Genomic DNA, 24,882 nt, shown 5'->3' with positions numbered 1-24,882 from the left:
ACCGTCTGCCCGTGTCCCACGCAGCGATCGCGACAGGAGGACACGGCATGACCAGGATCGGCATCGTCATCGGCAGCACCCGTCCGGGGCGGCTCGGCCCGCAGGTGGCGGAGTGGGTGCACGAAGTCGCGGCGCGCAGGACCGACGCCGCGTTCGAGCTCGTCGATCTCGCCGAGTTCCGGCTCCCCCTCTTCGACCAGGCCGTTCCCCCCGCCATGGGAGGAACCGGGGGGCCCGGGGCACAGGCATGGGTGCGCACGGTCGGCTCGTTCGACGGGTTCGTGTTCGTCACGCCGGAGTACAACAGCCAGCTGCCCGCCGCGCTCAAGAACGCCATCGACTTCGTCCACGCCGGATGGGCGGACAAGGCCGCCGGGATCGTCGCCTACGGGGCCGCCGGCGGTGCGGGGTCCACGGCCCAGTTGCGGCAGCTGTGCGGTCTGCTCGGGCTCGCCGACGTGCCGGCCCAGGTCTCTCTTCACCTGGGCGCGGACTTCGAGGACTTCAGGGTGTTCGCGCCGGCCGCGTCCCGGACGCACTCGCTGGAGGACCTGCTCGACCGCGTAGTCGGCTGGACCACGGCACTGGCGCCCCTGCGCCGCGCCCGCACGACCTCCCCCGGCTGAGCCGCCTCCCCCCGACCGGTACAGAAGGAGACGAACGAGCATGCCCCATCTCACCGTCCACGCTCTCGAGTCGCAGATCGCCGGCCACGAAGGCGACCTCATCGCCCGGCTCACCGGAGCGGTCACCTCCGTCTACGGGGAGCGGGTCCGCGATCCCGTGGTCGTACGACTCGTCGGACTCGCGGTCGGCCGCTGGGCCGTCGGCGGTGCGGCGCGCCACGAGGTGGCGCCGACCGTGACGTTCGCCATCGGGGAGGACGCGTTCACCCGGACCGACGGACCGCGGACCACGGCCCGGCTCGTCGCCGCGGTGACGGACGCGGTCGCGAGGACACTGGGGGAACACCACCGCGACGGGACGGTCGTCGACCTCGTCGCCACCCGCGCCGACCGCACCGCGGTCGGCGGCCGTCTCGTGAGCGACGGACCGGGCAGCGAGGCGGACGGGTGGCGGGACCGCGTCGAGATCGAGGCGCTCCGCGCGGAGTTCACGGACGCGGCGATGATGAACGACCACGACCGGCTCGCCGCCCTCTTCGTGCCGGACGGCGTCGTCCGCATCCCTGACGCCGGGATCGAGGCCGTCGGCCGCGACGGCATCCGAGGGCTCGGGCGGCGGCGTGAGGCCGGCTTCGACGTCTTCGTCCAGACGGCCCACCCCGGCGTCGTCACCGTCTCGGGGGACACCGCGGCCGGGCGGGCCTGCCTCTCCGAGATCATCCGGATGCGTGACGGTGCCTCACACCTCAACTACGCGATCTACCACGACCGTTACCGGCGCAGCCCGGAGGGCTGGCGCTTCGTCGAGCGCGTCTACGAGATCCGCTATCTGGACTCCACGCCGCTCGCCGGGGGGCCGGCCGGATCCGTGGTGGATCACGGCCGGCCGCCGCCACCGCCCTCCCCGCAGGAGTCGTCGCGAGGGGCCGGGCGGCAGGGGCCGGTCGCGGGGAGCCGTCAGTAGTTGGTGATCGCGGTCGTGCCGCCCACGGTGCCGATCGCGATGTGCGGGCTGCGGGCCGGGTCGGCCCAGGTCAGGATGCGGTCCATCGCGTCCGCCGGTACGGAGACGCAACCGGCGGTCGCGCCGGAACCGTTGACGTGCAGGAAGATCCCGGCGCCCCGGCCGCGCACCGGCTCGTCGTAGTTGAAGCCGATGACGAGCGCGCGGGCGTACTGCGTGGGGTACGCGGTGATCTGCTCGGACTCCGAAGCCCGGCAGTCGGAGGGCAGCGGCTCGACCCAGCGGTTGTAGGCGGCGGCCTCGTTGTCCTCGCACCACCAGGACTTGGTGGTGGCCTGCCGGTACGAGTAGAGCGTGCCGGCGGGCGCGGCCTTGACCCCGAAGGCGTAGGGCAGGTCGTACAGGCCGGTCGGCGTCGTATAGGTGCTCTGCTGGCGGGTGCTGCCCTCGGTGAGCCCGTTCGAGCCGAACCGGGCGGCGGCGGTCCCGGCGGCGACCCACTTCCCGTCGCGCAGGTCCCACCAGGTGAGGGTGCCGGCGGTGGACGAGGTGGAGTCCGCCATGGCGGTGATCAGTTGGGTGCCGCCGCCCGTGTCGGTGAGACGGGTCGGCAGCGGGGCGGTGGCCAGCGGGGGCCGGCCGGCCCCGACCACGGTGCCGAGGGCGAGCAGGACGGCGGCGGTAGTCACAAGTCTTCGCATGTCAGGGACTCTAGGCGGCGATGTGCCCGACCGCCCCGGAAAACAGCCTGTCAGTTGATACGGAATCCGGCCGCCCGCAGCAGTCGCCGCGCCGCCACCCGCACCGCCCGGGGCGACTCCGGACCGTCGCGCCCGCGCAGCCACGCCACCGGGAACTCGGCCGCGTAGGGGAGCAGCGCCCCGGTGGCCGCCCGCACCACGGCGGGTGACGGGTCGTCCAGCAACGGTGTCAGGCCCTCCCGCGTCACCGCGTCCAGCGCCCGCAGCCCGGTCACCGCCTGGGCGCGTACGGCCGGGACCGGGTGGCGGACCAGGGCCCACAGGGTGCCCGCGTCCGCCTTGCGGTCGCCGCACTCGCCGAGCCCGGCGGCGGCGCCCGGCGCGACGGCGTCCCCGGTGCACACGGCCCGGTACAGCGGCAGCGGGTCGGTCCCGCCCTGGCGCACCACGTACCGGGCGCAGGCCCGCACGACGCCCGACCGGTCCGTCAGGTGGGCCCGCGCCTCCTCGTACCGGCCGGCGCGCCGCAGCGCGGTGACTCCGGCGGCCCGGACGCGGCCCGAGCGGGCGGTCAGCAGGATGCCGATGACACCGTCGTCGCGGCCCGTCTCGCGCACCGCGGTGACGGCCGCCTCCGCGCACAGGTCCTGGAGGACGGCATCCCCCGAGCGTGCGGCGATGCGGGCCAGCCCGAGCGGCGGCAGCAGTCCGCGCTCGACGGCGGTGCGATGGGCGAACCGCCGCGTCGCCCGGTCGGCGCTCGCCAGCAGCGGGTGCAGGAACTCGGCTGGGCCCTCGCGCAGCGCCCGGCCCAGCAGCTCCACGGCGAACCCGCCCCGCTCGCGCCGGCCCAGGAGCAGGATCAGCTCCACCTGCGCGACGAGACCGGCGGCCGGTGCCTCCGCGAGCAGGGCCCGGGCCCGACCGCGTACCGGAGCCGCCCAGTCCACGCAGCGCACGACGAGGAGCGGCAGCAGGTCCGGGTAGCGGGACACCCGGTCGAGCGCCGCCTCGCGGATCCGGCCGTCGGGGTGGCACAGGGCGAGGGCGGTCGCGGGTTCGGCCCGCGCCGCGCTCCGGTCCCGGCGCGGTGGATCCCAGCCGTCCGGGGCGTACCAGGGCGGGTACCGGACCGCGAGGTCGAGCGCCACCCAGTACTCCGCCGACTCCCGTCCGCCGAGCGCTTCCCGCAGCGGCACGCCGTCGGCCAGCTGCCGCACCGTCGTCCAGGCGTCGTCCATGATCCCCCCAGGTGTTCCGGGTGCCGACCGTACCTGCGGCCGGACGGCCTCGGCATCGTCTTTGACAAAGCATGCAGAGCTCTGCATAGTTATGCCTAACAGTGATCGTGGCACTTCCGAGGAGCACGTAGTGAGCAACGGCAACGGCAACGGCGACGTACGTCTCTGGGGCGCCCGCTTCGCCGACGGCCCGGCCGAGGCGCTGGCCCGGCTGTCCGCCTCGGTCCACTTCGACTGGCGTCTCGCGCCGTACGACATCGCCGGCTCCCGTGCCCACGCCCGCGTCCTCAACCGGGCCGGTCTGCTCACCGAGGACGAGCTGAACCGGATGACCGCCGGGCTCGACCAGCTCGAAGCGGATGTGGCCGACGGTTCCTTCACCGGCACCATCGCCGACGAGGACGTCCACACCGCCCTGGAACGCGGACTGCTGGAACGGCTGGGTCCCGACCTCGGCGGCAAGCTCCGCGCCGGCCGGTCCCGCAACGACCAGATCGCCACGCTCTTCCGGATGTACCTGCGCGACCACGCCCGCATCATCGGCGGCCTGGTCGCCGACCTGCAGGACGCCCTGGTCGGCCTCGCCGAGGCCCACCCGGACGTCGCCATGCCCGGCCGTACGCACCTCCAGCACGCCCAGCCGGTGCTCTTCGCCCACCACGTCCTGGCCCATGTGCAGTCCCTCTCCCGGGACGCGGAGCGGCTGCGGCAGTGGGACGAGCGGACCGCCGTCTCGCCGTACGGCTCCGGCGCGCTGGCCGGGTCCTCGCTGGGGCTCGACCCGGAGGCGGTCGCGGCCGACCTCGGCTTCGAGCGGGGCTCGGTGGGCAACTCGATCGACGGCACGGCGTCCCGGGACTTCGTCGCCGAGTTCGCATTCGTCACCGCGATGATCGGCGTCAACCTCTCCCGGATCGCCGAGGAGATCATCATCTGGAACACGAAGGAGTTCTCCTTCGTCACCCTGCACGACGCCTTCTCGACCGGCTCCTCGATCATGCCGCAGAAGAAGAACCCGGACATCGCCGAGCTCGCCCGGGGCAAGTCGGGCCGGCTCATCGGCAACCTCACCGGCCTGATGGCGACGCTCAAGGCGCTGCCGCTCGCGTACAACCGCGACCTCCAGGAGGACAAGGAGCCGGTCTTCGACTCCTGCGACCAGCTGGAGGTCCTGCTCCCCGCCTTCACCGGCATGATGGCGACGCTCACCGTCAACCGGGACCGCATGGAGGAGCTGGCCCCGGCCGGCTTCTCGCTCGCGACGGACATCGCGGAGTGGCTGGTCAAGCAGGGCGTGCCGTTCCGCGTCGCCCACGAGGTGGCCGGCGAGTGCGTCAAGGAGTGCGAGCACCACGGCATCGAGCTGGACGAGCTGACGGACGAGCAGTTCGCGAAGATCTCCGAGCACCTCACCCCGGAGGTCCGCACCGTCCTCGACGTGGCCGGCGCCCTCGCCTCCCGCAGCGGGCGCGGCGGCACCGCCCCCTCGGCCGTCGCCGTCCAGCTGGCCGAGGTCAAGGCCGACCTCGCGGTGCAGCACGCCTGGGCGGACGCGCGCAAGTAGCCGGAAACGCATCGCGGGCTACGTTGAGGGTAGGCGCGTCCTGCCCGACGACGAGGAGCCCGCGATGCCGTTCGCCCGACTGTCCGAAGCGACCACCCCCACCGCCCATATCGGGCTCGGCCTGGCCGCCGTCGGCCGGCCCGGCTACATCAACCTCCACCGCGACCGCGACCTGCCCGCCGGCCGCTCGCCGGAGGCCCTGCGCGACCGTACGCACGAACTCCTCGACGCCGCCTACGCGCAGGGCGTCCGCTACTTCGACGCGGCCCGCTCCTACGGGCGCGCCGAGGAGTTCCTGGCCGGCTGGCTGGCCGCGCACCCCGAGGCGGACGACGTCGTCGTCGGCAGCAAATGGGGCTACACGTACACCGCCGACTGGGGCCTCGACGCGGAGACGCACGAGGTCAAGGACCACGGCCTCGCCGCGTTCGAGCGCCAGCGCGCCGAAACCGCCGCCCTGCTCGGAGACCGGCTCGACCTCTACCAGATCCACTCGGTGACCCCGGACAGCCCGGCGCTCACCGACAAGGAGCTGCACGCCCGCCTCGCCGAACTGGCCGCCCAGGGTGTCAGCGTCGGCCTCTCCACCAGCGGCCCCGCCCAGGCCGAGGCGATCCTGGCGGCCCTCGCCGTCACGGTCGACGGCGCCCCCCTCTTCCGTACGGTCCAGGCCACCTACAACGCGCTGGAGACCTCGGCGGGTCCCGCGCTCGCCGAGGCGCACGCCGCCGGGCTCACCGTCATCGTCAAGGAGGGCATGGCCAACGGCAGGCTCGCCGGCGACCAGGCGCCCGCGGTCGTGCGGGAGATCGCCGACGAGGAGGGGCTCGGGAGCGACGCGGTCGCCCTGGCCCTGGTGCTCCACCAGCCGTGGGCCGGCGTCGTGCTCTCCGGCGCGGCCACCGTCGCCCAGCTCTCCGGCAACCTCCACGCGACCGTCCCCGTCCTCGACGAGGGACGGCGCGCCAGGCTGGAGGCCCTGGTGGAGGAGCCGGAGGCGTACTGGCGGCACCGCGCCTCGCTGCCCTGGAGCTGACGGGGAAACGGCACGGGTACCGACGGGAACGGCACGGGGGCTGACTGGCAAGGGGGCACCGGTACCCGAATGGGACGATAACGTCTCATTCGGGTTACTGTTGTCCCATGACTCTTGATCGTGAGCAGGTGCTGCGCAGTGCCGCCGCCCTGCTGACCCGCAAACCCACTGCCACCATGGACGAGGTCGCGAAGGCGGCCGGTATCGGGCGCGCCACCCTGCACCGGCACTTCGCCGGGCGGGACGCCATGGTCAGGGCGTTGGAAGAACTCGGCATCCAGGAGTTCGAGGCCGCGCTCGACGCCGCCGTGATGGACGAGGGCACGAGCGAGCAGGCGCTGCGCCGGTTCGTCGTCGCCGTCGAGCCGAGCGCCGGACTGCTCTCGTTCCTCGTGACCGAGAACCAGCTCTTCGAGGGCGACGGCCGGAACGCCGGCTGGGACCGGCTGGACGCCCGCGTCGCCGCCTTCTTCCGGCGCGGCCAGGAACGCGGCGAATTCCGCATCGACCTGACCCCGGCCTGGCTCACCGAGGCGCTGTACGGGCTCATCGGCAGCGGGGCGTGGGCCGTTCAGGCGGGCCGGGTGGCCGCACGGGACTTCCCGTACATGATCGCCGAGTTGCTGCTCGGCGGCGCACGCCGGAGCGTGGAGCAATGAGCAGCGTCGAAGAGCACCCGGAGCCCCCCGTCGACCCGTACCGCCCCGGGCGGTGGATCGCGCTGGCCGTCCTCGTCCTCGCCGTGCTGCTGGTGGCCGTCGACGCGACCGTGCTCGGCCTGGCGACCCCGTTCCTCAGCGAGGACCTGGAACCGACCGGCACCCAGCTGCTCTGGATCGGCGACGTCTACTCGTTCGTGATCGCCGGGCTCCTGGTCTCCATGGGCAGCCTCGGTGACCGCATCGGCCGCAAGAAGCTGCTGCTCTGCGGCGCCACCGCCTTCGGCGCGGTCTCGGTGCTCAACGCCTACGCGCACACGCCCGAGATGATGATCGTGGCGCGGGCGCTGCTCGGTGTCGCGGGCGCCACCCTGATGCCGTCCACCCTCGCCCTGATCCGCAACCTCTTCCACGACCCCCGCGAGCGCAGCCTCGCCATCGGCATCTGGGGCGCGATGGCCTCGGCCGGTGCGGCCGTCGGGCCCGTCGTGGGAGGCTTCCTCCTCGAACACTTCTGGTGGGGCTCGGTCTTCCTGATCAACCTGCCCGTCATGGCGGTGCTCGTGGCGGTCGGCGTCAAGATGATCCCCGAATCGAAGAACCCGGCGCCCGGGCCGTGGGACCTGCCGAGCGTGGGTCTCTCACTGGTCGGCATGATCGGCGTCGTCTACGCCATCAAGGAGATGGCCGCGCACGGCGCGAGCTGGAGCTCCGCCCTGGTGGGCGTCGCCGGCCTGCTGGCGCTGATCTGGTTCGTACGCCGTCAGTTCCGGCTCCCCGCCCCCCTGCTGGACATGCGGCTCTTCCACCACCGGGGCTTCTCCGGCGCGGTCCTCGCCGACCTGCTGACCATCCTCGGCCTGTCCGGGATCGTCTTCTTCCTCTCCCAGTTCCTCCAGCTGGTCCAGGGCCGCGGACCGCTGGAGGCCGGGCTCGCCGAACTGCCCGCCGCCGTGGGCGCGGTCACCGCGGGCCTGCTGGCGGGCACGGTCGCCCGGCGGTTCACCGTCCGGGTGGTGGTGTCCGGCGGGCTCGGCGCGATCGGCCTGGCGCTGGCCGCGGTCGCCGCCGTCCACCGGGACACGGCCTACCCGCTGATCGGCGCGCTGCTCCTGATCGTCGGCGTGGGCGCGGGCTTCGCGTTCACCGTGACGTCCGACGTCATCCTGTCCAGCGTCCCCAAGGAACACGCGGGCGCCGCCTCCGCGGTCTCCGAGACGGCGTACGAGCTGGGCGCGGCGCTCGGCATCGCGCTGCTCGGCTCCATCGTGACCGGCGCCTACAAGGACTTCACCGCACCGCCCGGCACCCCGCCCGCCGTCTCGGACGCCGCGCACGAATCGCTCGGCGGCGCCGTGGAGTCCTCGCACCTGCTGCCGCCGCACGAGGCCGCCGAGATGGTCACCGCCGCCCAGGACGCCTTCGTGGGCGGGCTGCACCTCGCCTCGGTCATCGGCGCCGTCGTCCTCGTGGCCACGGCGGCCGCCGCCTGGTTCCTGCTGCGCGGCCAGGAGCTGGAGGAGGGCATCGTGCACGAGTAGGACGCGTACGAGAGGGCCCGCTCCCCCCGGACCGGGGGAAGCGGGCCCTCTCGTACGTTCCGCCGGGTCAGGCGGCCTTCGCCTTGGTCGCGTACATGTCCACGTACTCCTGGCCGGACAGCCGCATCACCTCGGCCATCACGGAGTCCGTCACGGCGCGCAGCACGTAGCGGTCGCGGTCCATGCCCTCGTAGCGGGAGAACTCCATCGGCTCACCGAAGCGCACCGTGACCTTGCCCGGCCGGGGCAGACCCGAGCCGCCCGGCTGGAGCTTGTCCGTGCCGATCATCGCGAACGGCACCACCGGCGCGCCCGTCATCAGTGTCAGCCGCGCGATGCCCGTACGGCCCCGGTAGAGCCGGCCGTCGGGGGAGCGGGTGCCCTCCGGGTAGATCGCGAACGCCTTGCCCTCCTCCAGGATCCGGCGCCCCGTCATCAGCGCCGCGACACCGCCGCGCCCGCCGTCCCGGTCCACCGGGATCATGCCGACGCCCGTGAAGAACCAGGCCATCAGCCGGCCCTTGAGCCCCTTGCCCGTCACGTACTCGTCCTTGCCGATGAAGAACACCGGACGGTCGCAGCAGATCGGCATGATCATCGAGTCGATGAACGTCAGGTGGTTGCCCGCCAGGATCACCGGACCGCTGCCCGGAATGTTCTCGATGCCCTCCACCCGGGGCCGGAACATCAGGCGCAGGATCGGTCCGAGCACTGCCTTGATGAGTGCGAGACGGGACAACGCTTCCTCCGGTGTAGTGGGCGGGCCCGGCCGAGGCGACGGATGGTGAAGGTCCATGCAGGTGAGGACGATACTCGCGGGTACCGGCCGATCGCACATCGGGTTCACGCATCGGATACGCCGTGTCGACATGTGTTCGCGCCATGTTCGTCCAGGTGCCGCCCCTGGGACCGTACCCCTGCCTACGCTCGATCCTCGCTCGACAGGTGCCGTACATCACATGCGAGGAGCATTCATGACAGAGCGTGCGCAGGCCGCGCCGGGACGCCGGACCGTCGTCGGGGCGGGGGCAGCCGTCCTCGGCACCGCCGCCCTGGGCGTCACCACAACGGCGCAGGCGGCCGACCGGAACGGCGCACACGGAGGTCACGGCGGCCACCGCCTCGACCTGCCGGTCCCGACCGTCATCGGCCACCGGGGCACCAGCGGCTACCGTCCCGAACACACGCTGGGCTCCTACCAGCTCGCCCTGGACATGGGCGCGCACATCATCGAGCAGGACCTCGTCCCCACCCGCGACGGCCACCTCGTCTGCCGCCACGAGAACGACATCACCGCCACCACCGACGTCTCGGCGCACCCCGAGTTCGCGAACCGCCGGACCACCAAGACCGTCGACGGCGTCTCCCTCACCGGCTGGTTCACCGAGGACTTCACCCTCGCCGAGCTGAAGACGCTCCGGGCCAAGGAGCGCATTCCGGCCAACCGCCAGAAGAACACGCTGTACGACGGCCGCTGGGAGGTCCCCACCTTCGAGGAGGTCCTGCGCTGGGCCGACCGCGAGGGCCGCCGCCGCGGAAAGCCCGTCTGGCTGTACGTCGAGACCAAGCACCCCAGCTACTTCCGGGGCCTCGGACTCGGCCTGGAGGAACCCCTCGCCAAACTGCTGCGCCGTTACGGGCGCCACCGCGCCCAGTCCCCGGTGATCCTCCAGTCCTTCGAACCCGGCAGCGTCCAGCGCCTGGCCCGGCTCGTCGCGACCCCGCGCATCGTCCTGCTCTCCGGCGCGGGCAGCAAACCCTGGGACTTCGAGGTGTCCGGCGATCCGCGCACCACGGACGACCTGGTGAAGCCGGCCGGGCTGAAGTGGATGGCGTCCTTCGCGCAGGGCATCGGCCCCACCCTGGACCTGATCATCCCCAAGGACGCCGCGGGCCGGCTCACCGAGCCCACCACCCTGGTGCGCGACGCCCACGCCCAGGGCCTCGTCCTCCACCCGTACACGATGCGCAACGAGAACACCTTCCTGCCCGCCGACTTCCGGCGCGGCAGCGACCCCAACGCGTACGGGGACGCGTTCGGCGCGTTCGCCGCGTACTTCGCGACCGGGATCGACGGCATCTTCTCCGACAACCCGGACACCGCCCTGCTCGCGGCGGCGGACTTCGCGGCGAAGGGGTAGGACGGCGGGCCCGACTCCCCGTCAGCACCCGGCTCCCGTCACATCGCAGGGGAGTTGGCTATGTCACAGGGGAGTTTGGGCCCCATCCGTTCCCGATGCCTTGGATGTCTGCGCAGAATGCTCGCGGCGGAGGTTGTCGCTCCTTGACCGTGGGAAAGGAGCGGGAGACAACCGGCGGATCAGGTGAGCGGGAGGCATGCGCACATGGGCATGAGCGTGATCATCTCGGCGGCGGACGTGCGGGACGCCGAAGAGATTCTGAAGCTGCAGTACCTCTGTTTCCAGAGCGAGGCGCAGCTGTACGGCAATTACCGCATCGACCCGCTCGTCCAGACCCTCGACTCGGTGCGCGCCGAGATCGCGGAGAACCTGGTCTACGTGGCGCGGCTCGGCGACGAGGTCGTCGGCTCGGTGCGGGGCTCGATCGACGAGGAGGGTGCGGGCCGGATCGGCAAGCTCTGCGTCCACCCGCGTCTCAGGGGCCACGGCCTCGGCGCCCGGCTGCTGCGGTCGGCGGAGGCGGGCCTCGCCGACGAGCGCGCCGCCACCCGCTTCCGGCTGCACACCGGCCACCGCAGCGAGGGCAACCTGAGGCTCTACCGGCGCGCGGGATACGCCGCCGTGGGGAACACGACCGGCAGTGACGGGGTCATGATGATCCTGCTGGAGAAGGAGGCCCAGGCGCCCACCGCGTACGTGGCCAGCGCCTGACCGTTCCCGCACGCGAGCGCCGCGTCCCGCCGTCTCACGCGGTCCGGGCGCGGCGCAGCCACATCATCCCGGTGACCGGCAGGATCACCGGGATGAACAGGTAGTCCCGGCCGCAGTACGACCACACGGTCGCGTCGGCGAACGCGGACGGCTCCACCAGCGTCCACGTCCCCACGATCAGTACCCCGGCCAGCTCGGCCGCGCAGCACACCAGCGCCGTCCGGCGCGCCCGCTCACCGCCGCGCACCAGCGAGTACGTGATGAAGCCGTAGACGACCGCGGCGACCGCCGACAGCACGTACGCCAGGGGCGCGCGGCCGAAGTCCAGGATCATCTGGACGATCGAACGGGACGCCGCCGCCACGGTGAACACGCCGTAGAACCAGACGAGGACCCGGCCGGGACCTGAACCCAGGTCGAAGGGCCGCTTCTCGCCGGCCGTCGCCCGCGTGGTGTCGGTGTCGGTCACGGTCAGCTTCCCCAGATGTCGTAGAGCCGTACTTCGAGGACGGCCAGGACGACCGCGCCCGCCGCCACCGTCACCGAGCCCCAGCGGGTCCGCTCGCTCAGCGACAGGAACCCCGCCGCCGGCACGGCGAGGAACGCCCCGGCGAGGTACGCGATGAAGATGGTCATGCCCTGCTCGGGCCGCTCGCCGCGGGCCAGCTGCACGATGCCCGTCACCAGCTGGGCCAGGGCCAGCAGCGAGACGACGGCCATGCCGATGAAGTGCCAGTCCTTGGTGGGCTGGTCCCGGTAGGCGGCGTATCCGCACCAGGCGGCGAGGGCGAGGGCGGCCACGGCAACCGCGACCGTCAGGGCGTCGAGCATGAGCCGAGGGTATTACGGCGCGCCGGGCCCTCCGCGTGCGCCCCCGGTTCACGGCGGGAGGCGCGACGGGGCGGGTGACCGTGGCCTTGACCACAGGGTGCGCGGGCCCCGGGCGTCGGAGGAGCGGGGGCGCCGACCGGGCCCGGAGTGCATCGACGCAGGTCAGAGCGGTGTGGCTGAAATGACTCGGCTGATACCCGTCTGTCGCGCCACCCCATCCACCACTGTCCGCTATCCGGACAACCGGTCCGGACGAAAGCTCACGTCTGTTTTACTTGTGCCCATGACCACGACGAGCAGCCGCACCCTTGCGACCGAGGCGATCACGACGCCCGGTGCTCGTTGTATGGGTCGAATGCGCGCCTTCTGAGGGCCCACGACCGAGCCTCGCGCCCCGAAGCGAGACCCCTTCCCCCCGGCCGTCCGCACCCAGCGGAACGAGCCCGCACGGGCCCCGGCCCGCGGTGACCGCCGCGCCCGGACGCCCCGGGAAGCCGCTCGGAACGTCCGATCGAAAACGTCCGGATCACTCCGGACGCATGCCCCGTGCCCGGCGGACACCGCGCCGCGCACTCGACAGTGACGGAAACCCCTGTGATCACCACGACGGGCCTCACCAAGGTCTACCGTTCGCGCGACCGCGAGGTCACCGCCCTGGACGGCGTCGACCTCCACGTACGCGAGGGAGAGGTGTACGGCGTCATCGGCCGCAGCGGCGCCGGCAAGTCATCGCTCATCCGCTGCGTCAACCTCCTGGAACGCCCCACCTCCGGCACCGTGACCGTGGCCGGCCGGGACCTCACCGCCCTCGCGGGCAGGGGCCGCCGGGCCGGCAAGGAACTGCGCGAGGCGCGCAGCCGCATCGGCATGGTCTTCCAGCACTTCAACCTGCTGGCCTCCCGCACCGTGCAGCGCAACGTCGAACTCCCCCTGGAGATCCTCGGCGTCACCGGCCGCGAGCGCTCCCGCAAGGCCCTCGAACTCCTCGACCTGGTCGGCCTCGCCGACAAGGCCAAGTCCTACCCGGGTCAGCTCTCGGGCGGCCAGAAGCAGCGCGTCGGCATCGCCCGCGCCCTCGCCGGCGACCCCAAGGTGCTCCTGTCCGACGAGGCGACCTCCGCCCTGGACCCCGAGACCACCCGCTCCATCCTCCAGCTCCTGCGCGACCTCAACCAGCAGCTCGGGCTCACCGTCCTGCTCATCACGCACGAGATGGACGTCGTCAAGACCATCTGCGACTCCGCCGCGCTGATGCGGGGCGGCCGGGTGATCGAGTCCGGCACCGTCGGCGAACTGCTCGCCACTCCCGGCTCCGAGCTGGCCCACGAGCTGTTCCCCGTGGGCGGCACCGCCTCCGCGCCCGACCGCACCGTCGTGGACGTCACCTTCCACGGCGAGGCCGCCGCCCGCCCGGTGATCTCGCAGCTCTCCCGTACGTACAACATCGACATCTCGATCCTGGGCGCCGCCATGGACACCGTCGCCGGCAGGCAGATCGGCCGCATGCGCATCGAACTGCCCGGCCGGTTCGAGGAGAACGTCGTCCCGATCGGCTTTCTGCGCGAACAGGGCCTCCAGGCCGAGATCGTGGAAGCCGCACCCGTGTCCGTACCCGCACCGCTCACCAAGGAGGTGGCGAAGTGACCTGGTCCGAAATGCAGCCGCTGCTGACCCAGGGCACCGTCGACACCCTCTACATGGTGCTGTGGTCCGCCCTCGTCACCGTCCTGGCCGGGCTGCCCCTCGGCGTCCTCCTCGTCCTCACCGACAAGGGCGGACTGCTCCAGAACACTCCCGTGAACAAGGTCGTCGGCGCGATCGTGAACATCGGCCGCTCGCTGCCGTTCATCATCCTGCTGATCGCCCTGATCCCGTTCACCACCTGGGTCGTCGGCACCTTCATCGGCCCCACCGCCATGATCGTGCCGCTCGCCGTCGGCGCCGTCCCGTTCTTCGCCCGGCTGGTCGAGACGGCGGTCCGCGAGGTCGACCACGGGCTCGTGGAGGCCGTCCAGTCCATGGGCGGCTCCATCCCGACGATCGTCCGCAAGGTCCTCCTCCCGCAGGCCCTGCCCTCCCTGGTCTCCGGTATCACCACCACCGTCATCGTGCTCATCGGCTACTCCGCGATGGCCGGCGCGGTCGGCGGCGAAGGGCTCGGCTCCAAGGCCGTCACCTACGGATTCCAGCGCTTCGACAACCGGTTCATGCTGATCACGGTCGCGCTGCTGATCGTCATCGTGACCCTCGTCCAGCTGATCGGCGACCTCGCCGTCCGCCTGCTGGCCCGCCGCGGCCGCACCTCCTGAGACTTCCCCTCCCCACCAAGCCCGCACTCCTTGTCCGGGCGCACCACCATCACCACCTGAAAGAGGCACTTTTCGTGCGTACCAGCATCAAGATCACCGCCGCCGCCGCGGCCACCACCGCCCTCGCCCTCGGCCTCACCGCCTGCGGCACGGACTCCGACCCGTCGTCCAAGAGCGGCGGCACCGACGCCTCCAAGGCCCTCGTCGTCGCCGCGTCCCCGACGCCGCACGCCGACATCCTCGGCTTCGTCAAGAAGAACCTCGCTGCCAAGGCCGGACTCAAGCTGGAGGTGAAGGAGTTCACGGACTACGTCCTGCCGAACACCGCCACCGAGACCGGCCAGGTCGACGCCAACTTCTTCCAGCACCAGCCCTACCTGGACGACTTCAACAAGAAGAACAACACCCACCTGGTCTCCGTCGGCACCGTCCACCTCGAACCCCTCGGCCTCTACTCCAAGAAGGTCAAGGACCTCGACGCCATCAAGGCCGGGCAGACCATCGCCGTCCCCAACGACACCACCAACGAGGGCCGCGCGCTCCAGCTGCTCGCCGAGAACGGCCTCATCACCCTCAAGGACGGCGTCGGCACCAGCGCCAAGCTGAGCGACATCACCGACAAGAAGGGCCTGGAGTTCAAGGAGCTGGAGGCCGCGACGGTCCCGCGCGCCCTGAACGACGTGGACGCCGCCGTCATCAACGGCAACTACGCGATCGAGGCCAAGTTCAAGCCCGCGAAGGACGCCCTCGTCCTGGAGAAGGCCGACGGCAACCCGTACGCCAACATCGTCGCCGTCAAGAAGGGCGACGAGAAGGACCCCCGCGTCCAGAAGCTCCTGAAGCTCCTGCACTCCGACGAGGTCAAGAAGTTCATCGAGGACACCTACCAGGGCTCGGTCGTCCCGGCCTTCGGTGACGCCAAGTCCTGACCCGCACGCGCCACTTGCCCCCGGAGCCCCGCACACCCCGCCCAGGGGGTGCGGGGCTCCGCCGTACCCACCCGGCCATGCACGCGCCCCCCGCGATGCTGCATGCTGTGCATTTACACGGTCTTCGGCATGGAGCTGCGCATGACTTCCACCTTCCCGGACATCTCCATCAGCACGGACCGGCTGGTGCTGCGCCCATTCGACATGGCGGACATCCCCGCGTACATCGAGATGATGAACGACGAGCTGGTCACCGCCTGGACCGACGCACCCCACCCGTACACCCAGGTCGACGCCGAACGCTGGGTGCGCAGAATCGCTCCGGCACACCGCACCAAGGGCGACGGGATCGCCCTGGCCGTCACCGAGTTCCTCACCCAGCGCCTCGTCGGCTCCGTACGCCTCCGCAACACCGACTGGCGCACCCTCTCCACCGAGGCCGCCTACATCACCGCCCCCTGGGCCCGCGGCGAGGGCTACGCCACCGAGTCCGTGCTCGCCGTCGCCCAGTGGCTCTTCCGCGACCAGGGCTTCGAGCGCATCGAACTGCGCACCGCCGCCGACAACACCGCCTCCCAGCAGGTCGCCCAGAAGCTCGGCTGCATCAGCGAGGGCGTCCTGCGCAACGCCCGCATAGCGCGTACCCGGACCGAGAACGGCACGGACGGCGGCTGGACCGACATCCGCACCGACCTCATCGTCTGGGGCCTGCTCCCCGAGGACCTCGAAGGCGTCGCCGAACAGCTCGCCGACGCCGGCGGCTACGGCACCTACAGCGACTGGAACTGACCGGCGCCGGGGCCCCGGCCCCCCGCCGCAGGGGACCCGGTAACCTCACCCTGCCCGCCCCCGGGCAACCAGCCCCGCCTGCGACGACTCCAGGAGAATGACACCAAGATGGCCGACCGGGTCACAGTGATCGGCTGGGACGGCTCGCCGCTGACCAGAGCGGCCACCGCAGCGCTCTCGGCCGCGACCCTGGTCGCCGGGGCCGCCCACCACCTCGCGCTGCCGGAAGTCCCCCGGAGCGCCGAACGCATCCGCCTCGGCTCCGTCGACCTCGCCGCCCGCCGCATCGCCGGCCACCGCGGCAGCGCCGTCGTCCTCGCCGACGGAGACCCCGGCTTCTTCGGCGTCGTCCGCACCCTGCGCGCCCCGCAGCACGGCCTGGAGGTCGAGGTCGTCCCGGCCGTCTCCTCCGTCGCCACCGCCTTCGCCCGCGCCGGCATGCCCTGGGAGGACGCCCAGACGGTCGTCGCCCACCCCCGCACCCTGCGCCGCGCCGTGAACGTCTGCCGCGCCCACCACAAGGTCGCCGTCCTCACCTCGCCCGGCGCCGGACCCGCCGAACTCGCCCTGCTCCTCGAAGGCGTCCACCGCACGTTCGTCATCTGCGAGGAACTGGGCACCGACCGCGAACAGGTCACCGTCGTCACCTCCGACACCGCCGCCGACCACGTCTGGCGCGACCCCAACGTCGTCATCGTCATCGGCGGCAGCCCCGAGCGGCAGACCGACGGCGCCTGGATCGCCGGCCGCCACCCCGCCTACCCGCAGGGCGTACGGGGATGGGCGCTGCCCGCCGGCGCCTACCCCGACCCGGGCGCCCGCCCGACCGGGGAGAGCGGCGAGGGCGAGGGCCCCGTCCTGCGCGCAGCCCAGCTCGCCCACCTCGGCCCCCGCACCGGCGACCTCGTCTGGGACATCGGCTCCGGGGGCGGCGCGCTGGCCGTCGAGGCGGCCCGCTTCGGCGCGGCGGTCCTCGCCGTGGACAGCGACCCCGACGCCTGCGCCCGCACCGCGGCCGCCGCCCGCGCCTTCGGCGTACAGCTCCAGGTCGTCGAGGGCCGTGCCCCGCACGTCCTGGAACGGCTGCCCGAGCCCGATGTCGTACGCATAGGAGGCGGCGGTGTCCCCGTCGCCACCGCCGTCGCGGACCGCAGGCCGGAACGGATCGTCACGCACGCCTCCACCCGCGACGAGGCCGAGGCACTGGGGGCCGCACTGGCCGTAAACGGCTACACGGTCTCCTGCTCGCTCCTCCAGTCCGTCGAACTCGACACGACCGCCTGGTCGGAGCGCGAACGCACAGTCGTCTTTCTGCTTTCCGCACTTCGTTCGGACCTTGCCCCCTGACCCGTCGGCAAGCGGTGCGAGGTAGGCTGGCCGATCGTCGCACCGCTCCCGGACGTTCGTCGCTTCGTTCGTCAATGTCCGGAAAAGAGGACCGTTTTGGTCCCCGTTGTGGTACGGCAGCACCCTGGGACGCGCAACGTGGCGCAGTCCACAGCGGGCCGTGGCGAAATGAGCTGCCGCGGCGGCGAACGACCGCGAGAATGCAGGATGTCCGCGACCGATTCGTGCCGCGCGGCGCGCCCGCTCGTTCCACCGGACGAGCACCGCGTGCCGTGTCCGGGCGTCCCGGGCGAAGGGCCGAAGGAGCACTGACGATGGGCGAGGGGAACGCATGAGTGACACCGGCCGGATCCCGGGCGAGGGACTGCCGGAGAACACGGGCACGGTGGAGCAGCCGGGCGTCCCCGCGCCTGACTCCTACACCTACCTCGAACCCTCCGCGCACACCCCCGAGGACGACGACCTCCTCCTGATGCCGAGCGCCCAGGGCGCCTGGGGCGAACCCCAGCCGACGGCGCAGACGACGGAGCACTACGCGGACCCCGCCGCGCAGGGTGGGTACCAGCAGCACTTCCCGCCGGCCGACCCGGCGCACGCCCAGGGCCCCGTCCAGCTCCAGGAGCAGGCCCCCGCGTACGCGATGCACCAGGCCGCGCCGCTGCCCGAGACCGGCCCCGGCGCGCATGAGTCCGGAGGCCGCGATTCCGGCTCCGTCGACCTCGGCGCCGTCCGTATCCCCGCCCCCGCCCCCGCCGCGCAGCCCCAGGCCGCCCCCGCCCGACGTGCCCTGCACCGCGGCCCGGCCTCGCCCGAGCCGTCCTACGGCGGTACGTCGGGGGCCGGTGTGGTCCGTTCCCTCGCCGACCGCGGCCCGGCCGGAGCGCCCCCGGCCCGCCACGCGGGCCCGGCGACCGCCGAACCGGAGTACTTCGACCCGCAGCCGGCGGATCAGCCCCTTCCGGGCCCGCAGCTCGGCGAGATCCCGCCGCAGAACGCCCAGCCGTGGACGGCGCCGGTGCCGCCGGAGGCGCCGGTCGCCCCGGAGCAGGCCGAGCCCGAGCCCGTGGGGGAGCCCGCGGCCCCGGTGGCCGAGGCGCAGGTCCCGGACGCGGTGGCGCCGGAGGCCCCGGCACCGGTTGCCGAGCAGCCGGCCGCGGAGCCCGAGCCGGTGGCCGTGGTGGAGCCGGAGCCCGTCGCCGTGGCGGAGCACGCCCCGGCCCCGGTGGCCGAGGCCGTACCGGCCCCGGTGGCCGAGGCCGTACCGGCACCGGTCGCGGAGGCCGCACCGGCTGCAGAGCCGGCACCGGCAGCCGTGGCGGAGCCCGCACCGGCCGCAGAGCCCCAGCCCGCGCCGGCACCCGAGCCCGGGCCCGTGCAGGCCGGCGAGCCGCAGCCCGAGGCCGCAGCCGAGCCCGTACCGGCTGCGGAGCCGGCGCCGGTGGCCGTGGCGGAAGCCGCGCCCGTCGCCGAGCCGCAGCCCGCACCGGCCCCCGAGCCGGAGCCTGCGGAGGCCCCCGAGCCGGAGCCAGCGGCGGACGCCGTCCCGCAGCCCGTCGCCGTGGCGGAAGCCGCGCCCGTCGCCGAGCCGCAGCCCGCACCGGCCCCCGAGCCGGAGCCTGCGGAGGCCCCCGAGTCGGAGCCCGCGGCGGACGCCGTCCCGCAGCCCGTCGCCGTGGCGGAAGCCGCGCCCGTCGCCGAGCCGCAGCCCGTACCGGCCGCCGAACCGCAGCTCGTCGCCCCGGAGGAGCCCGTCCCGGTCCCCGCGCCCGAGCCGGAGGCGGACGCGCTCCCGGCGGCGCCGGCCGACGCCCCGGTGCCCGTACAGTCGATACAGCCCGGGGCACCGGCCCCGGAGTCCGAGTCCGGTCCCGAGGTCATCGAGACCCCGGACCTGAGCGACGAGGCGGAGCCCGTACAGCAGGAGGCGTCCGAAGAGGCGCCCACCGCACCCCCCGCGCCCGGCTTCGACGACGCCGAGCGGGAGGCGGTCCTGCGGGTGATGCGGGAGCGCCGCGACATCCGCAACGGCTTCCGCAGCGACCCCATCCCGCACGAGGTGCTTCTGCGCGTCCTGGAGGCCGCGCACACGGCGCCCAGCGTGGGGCACTCGCAGCCCTGGGACTTCGTCGTCATCCGGTCCGCCGAGACGCGCCGCTCGATGCACGAGCTCGCGCAGCAGCAGCGGGACGCGTACGCGAAGTCGCTGCCGAAGGCGCGGGCCAAGCAGTTCAAGGAACTGAAGATCGAGGCCATCCTCGACACCCCGGTGAACATCGTGGTGACCGCCGACCCGACGCGGGGCGGCCGCCACACGCTCGGCCGGCACACGCAGCCGCAGATGGCCCCGTACTCCTCGGCGCTCGCCGTGGAGAACCTGTGGCTGGCGGCGCGGGCCGAGGGCCTGGGCGTGGGCTGGGTGAGCTTCTTCGACGAGCGCGAGATGGTGCGCGCGCTGGGGCTGCCGGAGCACCTGGAGATCGTGGCGTACCTCTGCGTGGGGTACGTGGACGAGTTCCCCGAGGACCCGGAGCTGATGCAGGCGGGCTGGTCGAAGCGGCGCCCGCTCTCCTGGGTCGTCCACGAGGAGACGTACGGCCGCCGCGCCCTGCCCGGCGAGGCGCCGCACGATCTGCTCCAGGAGACGATCTCCGACATCCGCCCGCTGGACGCCAAGGCGCTGGGCGAGGCATGGGAGCGCCAGAAGCGGATGACGAAGCCGGCCGGCGCGCTCGGCATGCTGGAGATCATCTCGGCGCAGCTGGCCGGGCTCTCCCGGATGTGCCCGCCGCCGATCCCGGAGCCGGCGGCCGTCGCGGTGTTCGCGGGCGACCACGGGGTGCACGCGCAGGGCGTCACGGCGTGGCCCCAGGAGGTCACCGGCCAGATGATCGCCAACATGCTCGGCGGCGGCGCGGTGTGCAACGCCTTTGCGTCGCAGGTGGGCGCGGAGGTGTGTGTGGTCGACGTGGGCGCGGTCGCGGAACTGCCCGCGATGCCGGGCCTGCTGCCCCGGAAGGTACGGGCGGGCACGGCGGACTTCACCACCGGACCGGCGCTCACCCGCGAGGAGGTCCACGCGGCGATCGAGGTCGGCATCGAGACCGCCCGCGACCTGGTGGCGGCGGGCAACAAGGGCCTGCTGACCGGCGAGATGGGCATCGCGAACACGACGGCGTCGGCCGCGCTGATCTGCGTGTACACCGGGATGGACCCGGCCGAGGTGACGGGCCGGGGGACCGGCATCAACGACGAGATGCACGCCCGCAAGATCGACGTGGTGCGGCGCGCCCTGGAACTCCACCAGCCGGACCCGGCGGACCCGATCGGCGTCCTGGCGGCCGTCGGCGGCCTGGAGCACGCGGCGATGGCCGGCTTCCTGCTGGGCGGCGCGTCGCTCCGTACGCCGGTGATCCTGGACGGCGTGAGCGCGGGCGCCGCTGCCCTGGTGGCCCGGGCGATCGCCCCGGAGGCCCTGGCCGCGTGCATCGCCGGCCACCGCAGCGCGGAGCCGGGCCATGTGGCCGCGCTCAACAAGCTGGGCCTGCGCCCGCTGGTCGACCTGGACCTCCGCCTCGGCGAGGGGACGGGCGCGCTGCTGGCGCTGCCGATCGTGCAGAGCGCCGCGCGTGCGATGCACGAGGTGGCGACGTTCGACTCGGCGGGCGTGACGGAGAAGTAGCGGCACCTCCTCGGGGGCAGCGCCCCGGTTCCGGGAAGGGGCGGGGAGGGGACAAGGCCCGCCGCAGGCGCCCCCGCCCGCACCCGCCCACCGGACACCGTGGCCCCCAGGCCACCCCGTATCGTGATCCCCACCCACCACACCACGCCGCTCCACCGCCGCAGCGGCCCGCGCACCCCGCACCGCCCCGAGGAGCCCGCACCGCCATGGCCGAGCACGCCGATCGCCCCGCCTACCCCGTCGGACTGCGCCTCAACGGGCGCCGCGTAGTCGTCGTCGGCGGCGGCCAAGTCGCTCAGCGCCGGCTCCCCGCCCTCATCGCGGCCGGCGCCGACATCGTCCTCGTGTCGCCGTCCGCCACCCCCTCCGTCGAGGCGATGGCGGACGCCGGCGAGATCCGCTGGGAGCGCCGCAGGTACGCCGACGGCGACCTCGTCGACACCTGGTACGCGCTCATCGCGACCGACGACGACGCGGCCAACGAAGCAGCGTCCGCCGAGGCGGAGCGCACCCGCACCTGGTGCGTCCGCAGCGACGACGCCGAAGCGGCCACCGCCTGGACGCCCGCCACCGGTCGGAGCGAGGGCGTGACCGTCGCCGTGCTCACCGCCGGCGCCCACGGCCGCGACCCGCGCCACTCCGCCGCCGTCCGCGACGCGATCGTGGAGGGCCTGCGCGACGGCAGCATCGCCGCCCCGCACCACCGCACCCGCACCGCCGGCGTCGCGCTGGTCGGCGGTGGCCCCGGCGACCCGGACCTCATCACCGTCCGGGGCCGGCGCCTCCTCGCCGAGGCGGACGTCGTCATCGCCGACCGCCTCGGCCCCCGCGACCTCCTGGACGAACTGCCGCCGCACGTCGAGGTCATCGACGCCGCGAAGATCCCGTACGGCCGCTTCATGGCCCAGGAGGCCATCAACAACGCGCTCATCGAGCACGCCAAGGCCGGCAAGGCGGTCGTCCGGCTCAAGGGCGGTGACCCGTTCGTCTTCGGCCGGGGCATGGAGGAGGCCCAGGCGCTCGCCGCCGAGGGCATCCCGTGCACCGTCGTGCCCGGCATCTCCAGCTCCATCTCGGTCCCCGGCGCGGCCGGCATCCCCGTCACCCACCGGGGCGTCGCCCACGAGTTCACCGTGGTCAGCGGGCACGTCGCCCCCGACGACGAGCGCTCCCTGGTCGACTGGGCGGCCCTCGCCAGGCTGCGCGGCACCCTGGTGCTCCTGATGGCCGTCGACAAGATCGGCGCCATCGCCCGTACGCTCGTGGAGCACGGCCGGTCGCCCGAGACCCCGGTCGCCCTCGTCCAGGAGGGCACGACGGCCGCCCAGCGCCGCGTCGACGCCACCCTCGCGACGGTGGCCGAGCGGGTGGCCGCGGAGGACGTCCGCCCGCCCGCCGTCATCGTGATCGGCGCCGTGGTCGAGGTCGGCGCGGACGCCACTCCGAACGGCGAGTAGCAAGCCGTAACGGCCCCCGACAGTCGGCACCCCTCTCCGGACAAGGCAGCAGCAGAACCGTGGCTGAACCCCTCACCATCGACGCACCCGACGACCCCCGCCTCAGCGACTACGTCAGCCTCACCGACGTGGAACTCCGGCGCCGGAAGGAGCCCGCGGAGGGCCTCTTCATCGCCGAGGGCGAGAAGGTGATCCGCCGCGCCCGCCAGGCCGGGTACGAGATGCGCTCCATGCTGCTGTCGGCGAAGTGGGTCGACCAGATGCGGGACGTCATCGAGGAGAGCCCCGCCCCCGTCTACACGGTCGCCCCGGACCTCGCCGAACGCGTCACCGGCTACCACGTGCACCGGGGCGCCCTCGCCTCCATGCAGCGCAAACCCCTCCCGGACGCCGGTGCACTCCTCCGCACGGCCCGCCGCGTGGCCGTCATGGAGGCCGTCAACGACCATACGAACATCGGCGCGATCTTCCGCAGCGCCGCCGCCCTCGGGATGGACGCCGTCCTGCTCTCCCCGGACTGCGCCGACCCGCTGTACCGGCGCTCCGTCAAGGTCTCGATGGGCGCGGTGTTCTCCGTACCGTACGCACGCCTCGACACCTGGCCGCAGGGACTCGGGACCGTACGCGAGGCAGGGTTCACGGTGCTCGCGCTGACACCCGCAGAGAAGGCCGTGAGCATCGAGGAGGCGGCGCCGCACCGGATGGACCGGGTCGCCCTCATGCTCGGTGCCGAGGGCGACGGCCTCTCCGCCCGGGCTCTCGCCGCCGCCGACCGGTGGGTGCGCATCCCGATGGCCCACGGTGTGGACTCGCTGAACGTCGGCGCGGCCGCCGCGGTCGCCTTCTATGCGGTGGCCACGGGCCGCCCGGAGAGCTGACCGGGGCGTGTTTCGAAAGTAGCGCCGTCCGCCCGCAGGGCGGGTCGGGCGTCGCCCGGCAGGCGGGACTTTCGAAGCACGCTCTAGGGCCGCTCCCGGCTCTGGCTCTGCCCGTGCCCGAGGTCCACGCCCAGCCCCCGGGCCGGCCCCTGGCAGCCCTGCGCCGCCGCGATCCCCAGCGCCACCAGCAGCGTCACCACCACGAAGACGACGAGCCGCTGCCGCAGCAGCCTCGGGTTGGCCGGGCGCCGCCCCGTCGAGGTCGTCCGCGTCCCGGGCCGGGTGCCCGGCCTGCCGTTCGTCCCGTTGGTGCCCTGCGGACGCCTGGCCGGCCGCGCCGTACCGCGCGGCTGCTGCTGCACCGGGCGGCCGCCTCCGGTGCGGGCGGGGGCGGAACGCGCCGCCGACGGCCGGTTCTGAGGGCGGGACCCCGGGGCCGGACCGGCCGCCCGGCGGGTCTGCTGCTCGGTGTACGGGCCGTCCAGCCGGCCGGTCGGGCGGTCCGCCTCCTGGGCCGAACGCTGGACGGGCGGCCGGCTCTCGTGCAGCCCCTGCGCCTCGCGCGCCGCGATCTCCTTGAGCCGCATCGACAGCTGGAGCGTGCTCGGACGCTCCTCGGGGTCCTTCGCCAGACAGGCGCTCACCAGCGGCGCCAGCGCGTCGTGCACATCGAAGAGCTGGGGCTCCTCGTGCACCACGCGGTAGAGCATCACCTCGGAACTGCCGTGCCCGAAGGGGGAGTCGGCCATCGCCGCGTACGCCAGCGTCGCCCCGAGCGAGAACACGTCCGTCGCCGGTGTCACCGCCGCGCCGCGCACCTGCTCGGGCGCGAGGAAGCCGGGCGAGCCCACCGCCGTACCGACGTGCGTCAGCGTGGAGGCGCCCGTCGCCCAGGCGATCCCGAAGTCGATGATCCGGGGGCCCTTGGGGGAGAGGAGGATGTTCGACGGCTTCAGGTCCCGGTGGACCACCCCGGCCTCGTGCACCGCGACCAGACCCTCGGAGAGCGCCGCCCCGATCGACGCGACCTCGGCGGCCGACAGCGGGCCCTCCTCGGCCACCTTGTCGTGCAGCGAGGGGCCCGGGACGTACTGCGTGGCGAACCAGGGGCGCTCCGCCTCCAGGTCGGCGGCGACCAGCCGGGCCGTACAGCCGCCCCGGATCCGCCGGGCGGCGGACACCTCGCGCGCGAACCGCGACCGGAACTCCTGATCCTCCGCCAGGTCCGGCCGGATCACCTTGAGCGCCACGCGCTGGCCCCGCCGGTCCGAACCCAGGTAGACGACCCCCATCCCGCCGGCCCCGAGCCGCCGGTGCAGCCTGAACGAGCCGACGACACGCGGGTCCTCGCGCCGGAGCCGCATCATCGCCATGTCTGCCCATCCCCGCTGCCTGGTACGCCTGACGAGGCACAGCTTACGTACCCGCCGCCCGGGGCGCTCAGAGGCCGCGCCCTCGCGAGGCATTCGATTGTCAGTG

22 protein-coding genes and 1 pseudogene are annotated in these 24,882 nt (G+C 73.3%); 17 read left to right on the top strand and 6 right to left on the bottom strand.

All coding sequences use genetic code 11. The features are described from left to right. Positions 1-47: 47 nt before the first annotated feature. Positions 48-626: an NADPH-dependent FMN reductase gene (locus tag ACN6LM_RS14760; protein WP_445065809.1), complete on the top strand. Its 579-nt coding sequence runs from the start codon at positions 48-50 to the stop codon at positions 624-626. Between the two features lie 40 nt (positions 627-666). Next, positions 667-1,590, top strand: coding sequence for a nuclear transport factor 2 family protein (locus ACN6LM_RS14755; protein ID WP_445065808.1), 924 nt, complete (start codon positions 667-669; stop codon positions 1,588-1,590). Here the strand turns inward: ACN6LM_RS14755 and ACN6LM_RS14750 are convergent. After that, positions 1,584-2,291 (bottom strand): L,D-transpeptidase family protein, encoded by a 708-nt coding sequence (locus ACN6LM_RS14750; RefSeq protein ID WP_445065807.1) that lies wholly within the window; start codon positions 2,289-2,291, stop codon positions 1,584-1,586. The two genes, ACN6LM_RS14755 and ACN6LM_RS14750, sit on opposite strands and share 7 nt — an antisense overlap. Positions 2,292-2,341: 50 nt before the next feature. After that, positions 2,342-3,532 (bottom strand): hypothetical protein, encoded by a 1,191-nt coding sequence (locus tag ACN6LM_RS14745; RefSeq protein ID WP_445065806.1) that lies wholly within the window; start codon positions 3,530-3,532, stop codon positions 2,342-2,344. A 130-nt stretch (positions 3,533-3,662) separates the two neighbouring features. On the opposite strand from ACN6LM_RS14745, the gene argH reads away from it, so the two are divergent. The 4 genes from argH to ACN6LM_RS14725 all read left to right on the top strand — a co-directional run bounded on the left by argH (position 3,663) and on the right by ACN6LM_RS14725 (position 8,332). Further along, positions 3,663-5,096, top strand: a complete 1,434-nt coding sequence (gene argH / locus ACN6LM_RS14740) for an argininosuccinate lyase (protein ID WP_445065805.1) — start codon at positions 3,663-3,665, stop codon at positions 5,094-5,096. 64 nt (positions 5,097-5,160) lie between these two features. Beyond that, the gene (locus ACN6LM_RS14735; RefSeq protein ID WP_445065804.1) at positions 5,161-6,132 is read left to right on the top strand and encodes an aldo/keto reductase; all 972 of its coding nucleotides are present in this window, start codon (positions 5,161-5,163) and stop codon (positions 6,130-6,132) included. A 107-nt stretch (positions 6,133-6,239) separates the two neighbouring features. After that, positions 6,240-6,791, top strand: coding sequence for a TetR/AcrR family transcriptional regulator (locus ACN6LM_RS14730; protein ID WP_445065803.1), 552 nt, complete (start codon positions 6,240-6,242; stop codon positions 6,789-6,791). After that, positions 6,788-8,332, top strand: coding sequence for an MFS transporter (locus tag ACN6LM_RS14725; protein ID WP_445065802.1), 1,545 nt, complete (start codon positions 6,788-6,790; stop codon positions 8,330-8,332). The genes ACN6LM_RS14730 and ACN6LM_RS14725 overlap by 4 nt, the downstream gene beginning before the upstream one ends. Positions 8,333-8,399: 67 nt before the next feature. On the opposite strand, the gene ACN6LM_RS14720 is transcribed toward ACN6LM_RS14725, so the two are convergent. After that, entirely contained in the window at positions 8,400-9,071 is a 672-nt protein-coding gene (locus ACN6LM_RS14720; RefSeq protein WP_445065801.1) for a lysophospholipid acyltransferase family protein, read from the bottom strand. Positions 9,072-9,306: 235 nt separating this feature from the next. Between ACN6LM_RS14720 and ACN6LM_RS14715 the strand changes: the two genes are divergently transcribed. The 3 genes and pseudogenes from ACN6LM_RS14715 to ACN6LM_RS14705 all read left to right on the top strand — a co-directional run bounded on the left by ACN6LM_RS14715 (position 9,307) and on the right by ACN6LM_RS14705 (position 11,184). Continuing rightward, positions 9,307-10,473, top strand: coding sequence for a glycerophosphodiester phosphodiesterase (locus ACN6LM_RS14715; RefSeq protein ID WP_445065800.1), 1,167 nt, complete (start codon positions 9,307-9,309; stop codon positions 10,471-10,473). Positions 10,474-10,506: 33 nt separating this feature from the next. Then, positions 10,507-10,620 (top strand): annotated as a pseudogene (locus ACN6LM_RS14710) (sigma-70 family RNA polymerase sigma factor); the annotation flags it as partial. Between the two features lie 57 nt (positions 10,621-10,677). Further along, a complete protein-coding gene (locus ACN6LM_RS14705; RefSeq protein ID WP_445065799.1) occupies positions 10,678-11,184 on the top strand; it encodes a GNAT family N-acetyltransferase in 507 nt (168 codons plus the stop codon). A gap of 34 nt (positions 11,185-11,218) precedes the next feature. On the opposite strand, the gene ACN6LM_RS14700 is transcribed toward ACN6LM_RS14705, so the two are convergent. Beyond that, positions 11,219-11,653, bottom strand: a complete 435-nt coding sequence (locus ACN6LM_RS14700; RefSeq protein ID WP_164404004.1) for a hypothetical protein — start codon at positions 11,651-11,653, stop codon at positions 11,219-11,221. Positions 11,654-11,655: 2 nt separating this feature from the next. Continuing rightward, a complete protein-coding gene (locus ACN6LM_RS14695) occupies positions 11,656-12,015 on the bottom strand; it encodes a hypothetical protein (RefSeq protein WP_018103833.1) in 360 nt (119 codons plus the stop codon). Positions 12,016-12,609: 594 nt separating this feature from the next. Between ACN6LM_RS14695 and ACN6LM_RS14690 the strand changes: the two genes are divergently transcribed. From ACN6LM_RS14690 to ACN6LM_RS14655, 8 genes are all read left to right on the top strand, one after another. After that, the gene (locus tag ACN6LM_RS14690) at positions 12,610-13,659 is read left to right on the top strand and encodes a methionine ABC transporter ATP-binding protein (protein ID WP_445065798.1); all 1,050 of its coding nucleotides are present in this window, start codon (positions 12,610-12,612) and stop codon (positions 13,657-13,659) included. Next, positions 13,656-14,324: a methionine ABC transporter permease gene (locus ACN6LM_RS14685; protein WP_445065797.1), complete on the top strand. Its 669-nt coding sequence runs from the start codon at positions 13,656-13,658 to the stop codon at positions 14,322-14,324. Before ACN6LM_RS14690 ends, ACN6LM_RS14685 begins: the two co-directional genes overlap by 4 nt. 74 nt (positions 14,325-14,398) lie before the next feature. Next, positions 14,399-15,253, top strand: coding sequence for a MetQ/NlpA family ABC transporter substrate-binding protein (locus ACN6LM_RS14680; RefSeq protein WP_445065796.1), 855 nt, complete (start codon positions 14,399-14,401; stop codon positions 15,251-15,253). Between the two features lie 102 nt (positions 15,254-15,355). Further along, positions 15,356-16,042, top strand: coding sequence for a GNAT family N-acetyltransferase (locus ACN6LM_RS14675; protein WP_164404000.1), 687 nt, complete (start codon positions 15,356-15,358; stop codon positions 16,040-16,042). A gap of 108 nt (positions 16,043-16,150) precedes the next feature. Further along, entirely contained in the window at positions 16,151-17,389 is a 1,239-nt protein-coding gene (gene cbiE, locus ACN6LM_RS14670) for a precorrin-6y C5,15-methyltransferase (decarboxylating) subunit CbiE (protein ID WP_445065795.1), read from the top strand. A 331-nt stretch (positions 17,390-17,720) separates the two neighbouring features. Continuing rightward, positions 17,721-21,068: a nicotinate-nucleotide--dimethylbenzimidazole phosphoribosyltransferase gene (gene cobT, locus ACN6LM_RS14665; protein ID WP_445065794.1), complete on the top strand. Its 3,348-nt coding sequence runs from the start codon at positions 17,721-17,723 to the stop codon at positions 21,066-21,068. 206 nt (positions 21,069-21,274) lie between these two features. Continuing rightward, positions 21,275-22,525 (top strand): uroporphyrinogen-III C-methyltransferase, encoded by a 1,251-nt coding sequence (cobA, locus tag ACN6LM_RS14660; protein WP_445065793.1) that lies wholly within the window; start codon positions 21,275-21,277, stop codon positions 22,523-22,525. Between the two features lie 59 nt (positions 22,526-22,584). After that, positions 22,585-23,403: a TrmH family RNA methyltransferase gene (locus ACN6LM_RS14655; RefSeq protein ID WP_445065792.1), complete on the top strand. Its 819-nt coding sequence runs from the start codon at positions 22,585-22,587 to the stop codon at positions 23,401-23,403. 83 nt (positions 23,404-23,486) lie between these two features. Here ACN6LM_RS14655 and ACN6LM_RS14650 read toward each other — a convergent pair whose 3' ends face one another. Then, a complete protein-coding gene (locus ACN6LM_RS14650; protein ID WP_445065791.1) occupies positions 23,487-24,776 on the bottom strand; it encodes a serine/threonine-protein kinase in 1,290 nt (429 codons plus the stop codon). Positions 24,777-24,882: the final 106 nt, after the last annotated feature.

The organism is Streptomyces sp. SAS_281 (assembly GCF_052542855.1).
Note: the sequence above shows the minus strand (reverse complement) of the source record. Positions and strands in the feature narration are given on the sequence as shown.

Bases quoted from the DNA above. Each gene is read 5' to 3' on its own strand.
- ACN6LM_RS14750 (WP_445065807.1), bottom strand. From the start codon at position 2,291: ATGCGAAGACTTGTGACTACCGCCGCCGTCCTGCTCGCCCTCGGCACC.
- ACN6LM_RS14725 (WP_445065802.1), top strand. From the start codon at position 6,788: ATGAGCAGCGTCGAAGAGCACCCGGAGCCCCCCGTCGACCCGTACCGC.
- cobA (WP_445065793.1), top strand. From the start codon at position 21,275: ATGGCCGAGCACGCCGATCGCCCCGCCTACCCCGTCGGACTGCGCCTC.
- ACN6LM_RS14715 (WP_445065800.1), top strand. From the start codon at position 9,307: ATGACAGAGCGTGCGCAGGCCGCGCCGGGACGCCGGACCGTCGTCGGG.
- ACN6LM_RS14730 (WP_445065803.1), top strand. From the start codon at position 6,240: ATGACTCTTGATCGTGAGCAGGTGCTGCGCAGTGCCGCCGCCCTGCTG.
- ACN6LM_RS14675 (WP_164404000.1), top strand. From the start codon at position 15,356: ATGCTGTGCATTTACACGGTCTTCGGCATGGAGCTGCGCATGACTTCC.
- ACN6LM_RS14735 (WP_445065804.1), top strand. From the start codon at position 5,161: ATGCCGTTCGCCCGACTGTCCGAAGCGACCACCCCCACCGCCCATATC.
- ACN6LM_RS14695 (WP_018103833.1), bottom strand. From the start codon at position 12,015: ATGCTCGACGCCCTGACGGTCGCGGTTGCCGTGGCCGCCCTCGCCCTC.
- ACN6LM_RS14650 (WP_445065791.1), bottom strand. From the start codon at position 24,776: ATGGCGATGATGCGGCTCCGGCGCGAGGACCCGCGTGTCGTCGGCTCG.
- ACN6LM_RS14760 (WP_445065809.1), top strand. From the start codon at position 48: ATGACCAGGATCGGCATCGTCATCGGCAGCACCCGTCCGGGGCGGCTC.
- ACN6LM_RS14755 (WP_445065808.1), top strand. From the start codon at position 667: ATGCCCCATCTCACCGTCCACGCTCTCGAGTCGCAGATCGCCGGCCAC.
- cobT (WP_445065794.1), top strand. From the start codon at position 17,721: ATGAGTGACACCGGCCGGATCCCGGGCGAGGGACTGCCGGAGAACACG.
- cbiE (WP_445065795.1), top strand. From the start codon at position 16,151: ATGGCCGACCGGGTCACAGTGATCGGCTGGGACGGCTCGCCGCTGACC.
- ACN6LM_RS14705 (WP_445065799.1), top strand. From the start codon at position 10,678: ATGGGCATGAGCGTGATCATCTCGGCGGCGGACGTGCGGGACGCCGAA.
- ACN6LM_RS14745 (WP_445065806.1), bottom strand. From the start codon at position 3,532: ATGGACGACGCCTGGACGACGGTGCGGCAGCTGGCCGACGGCGTGCCG.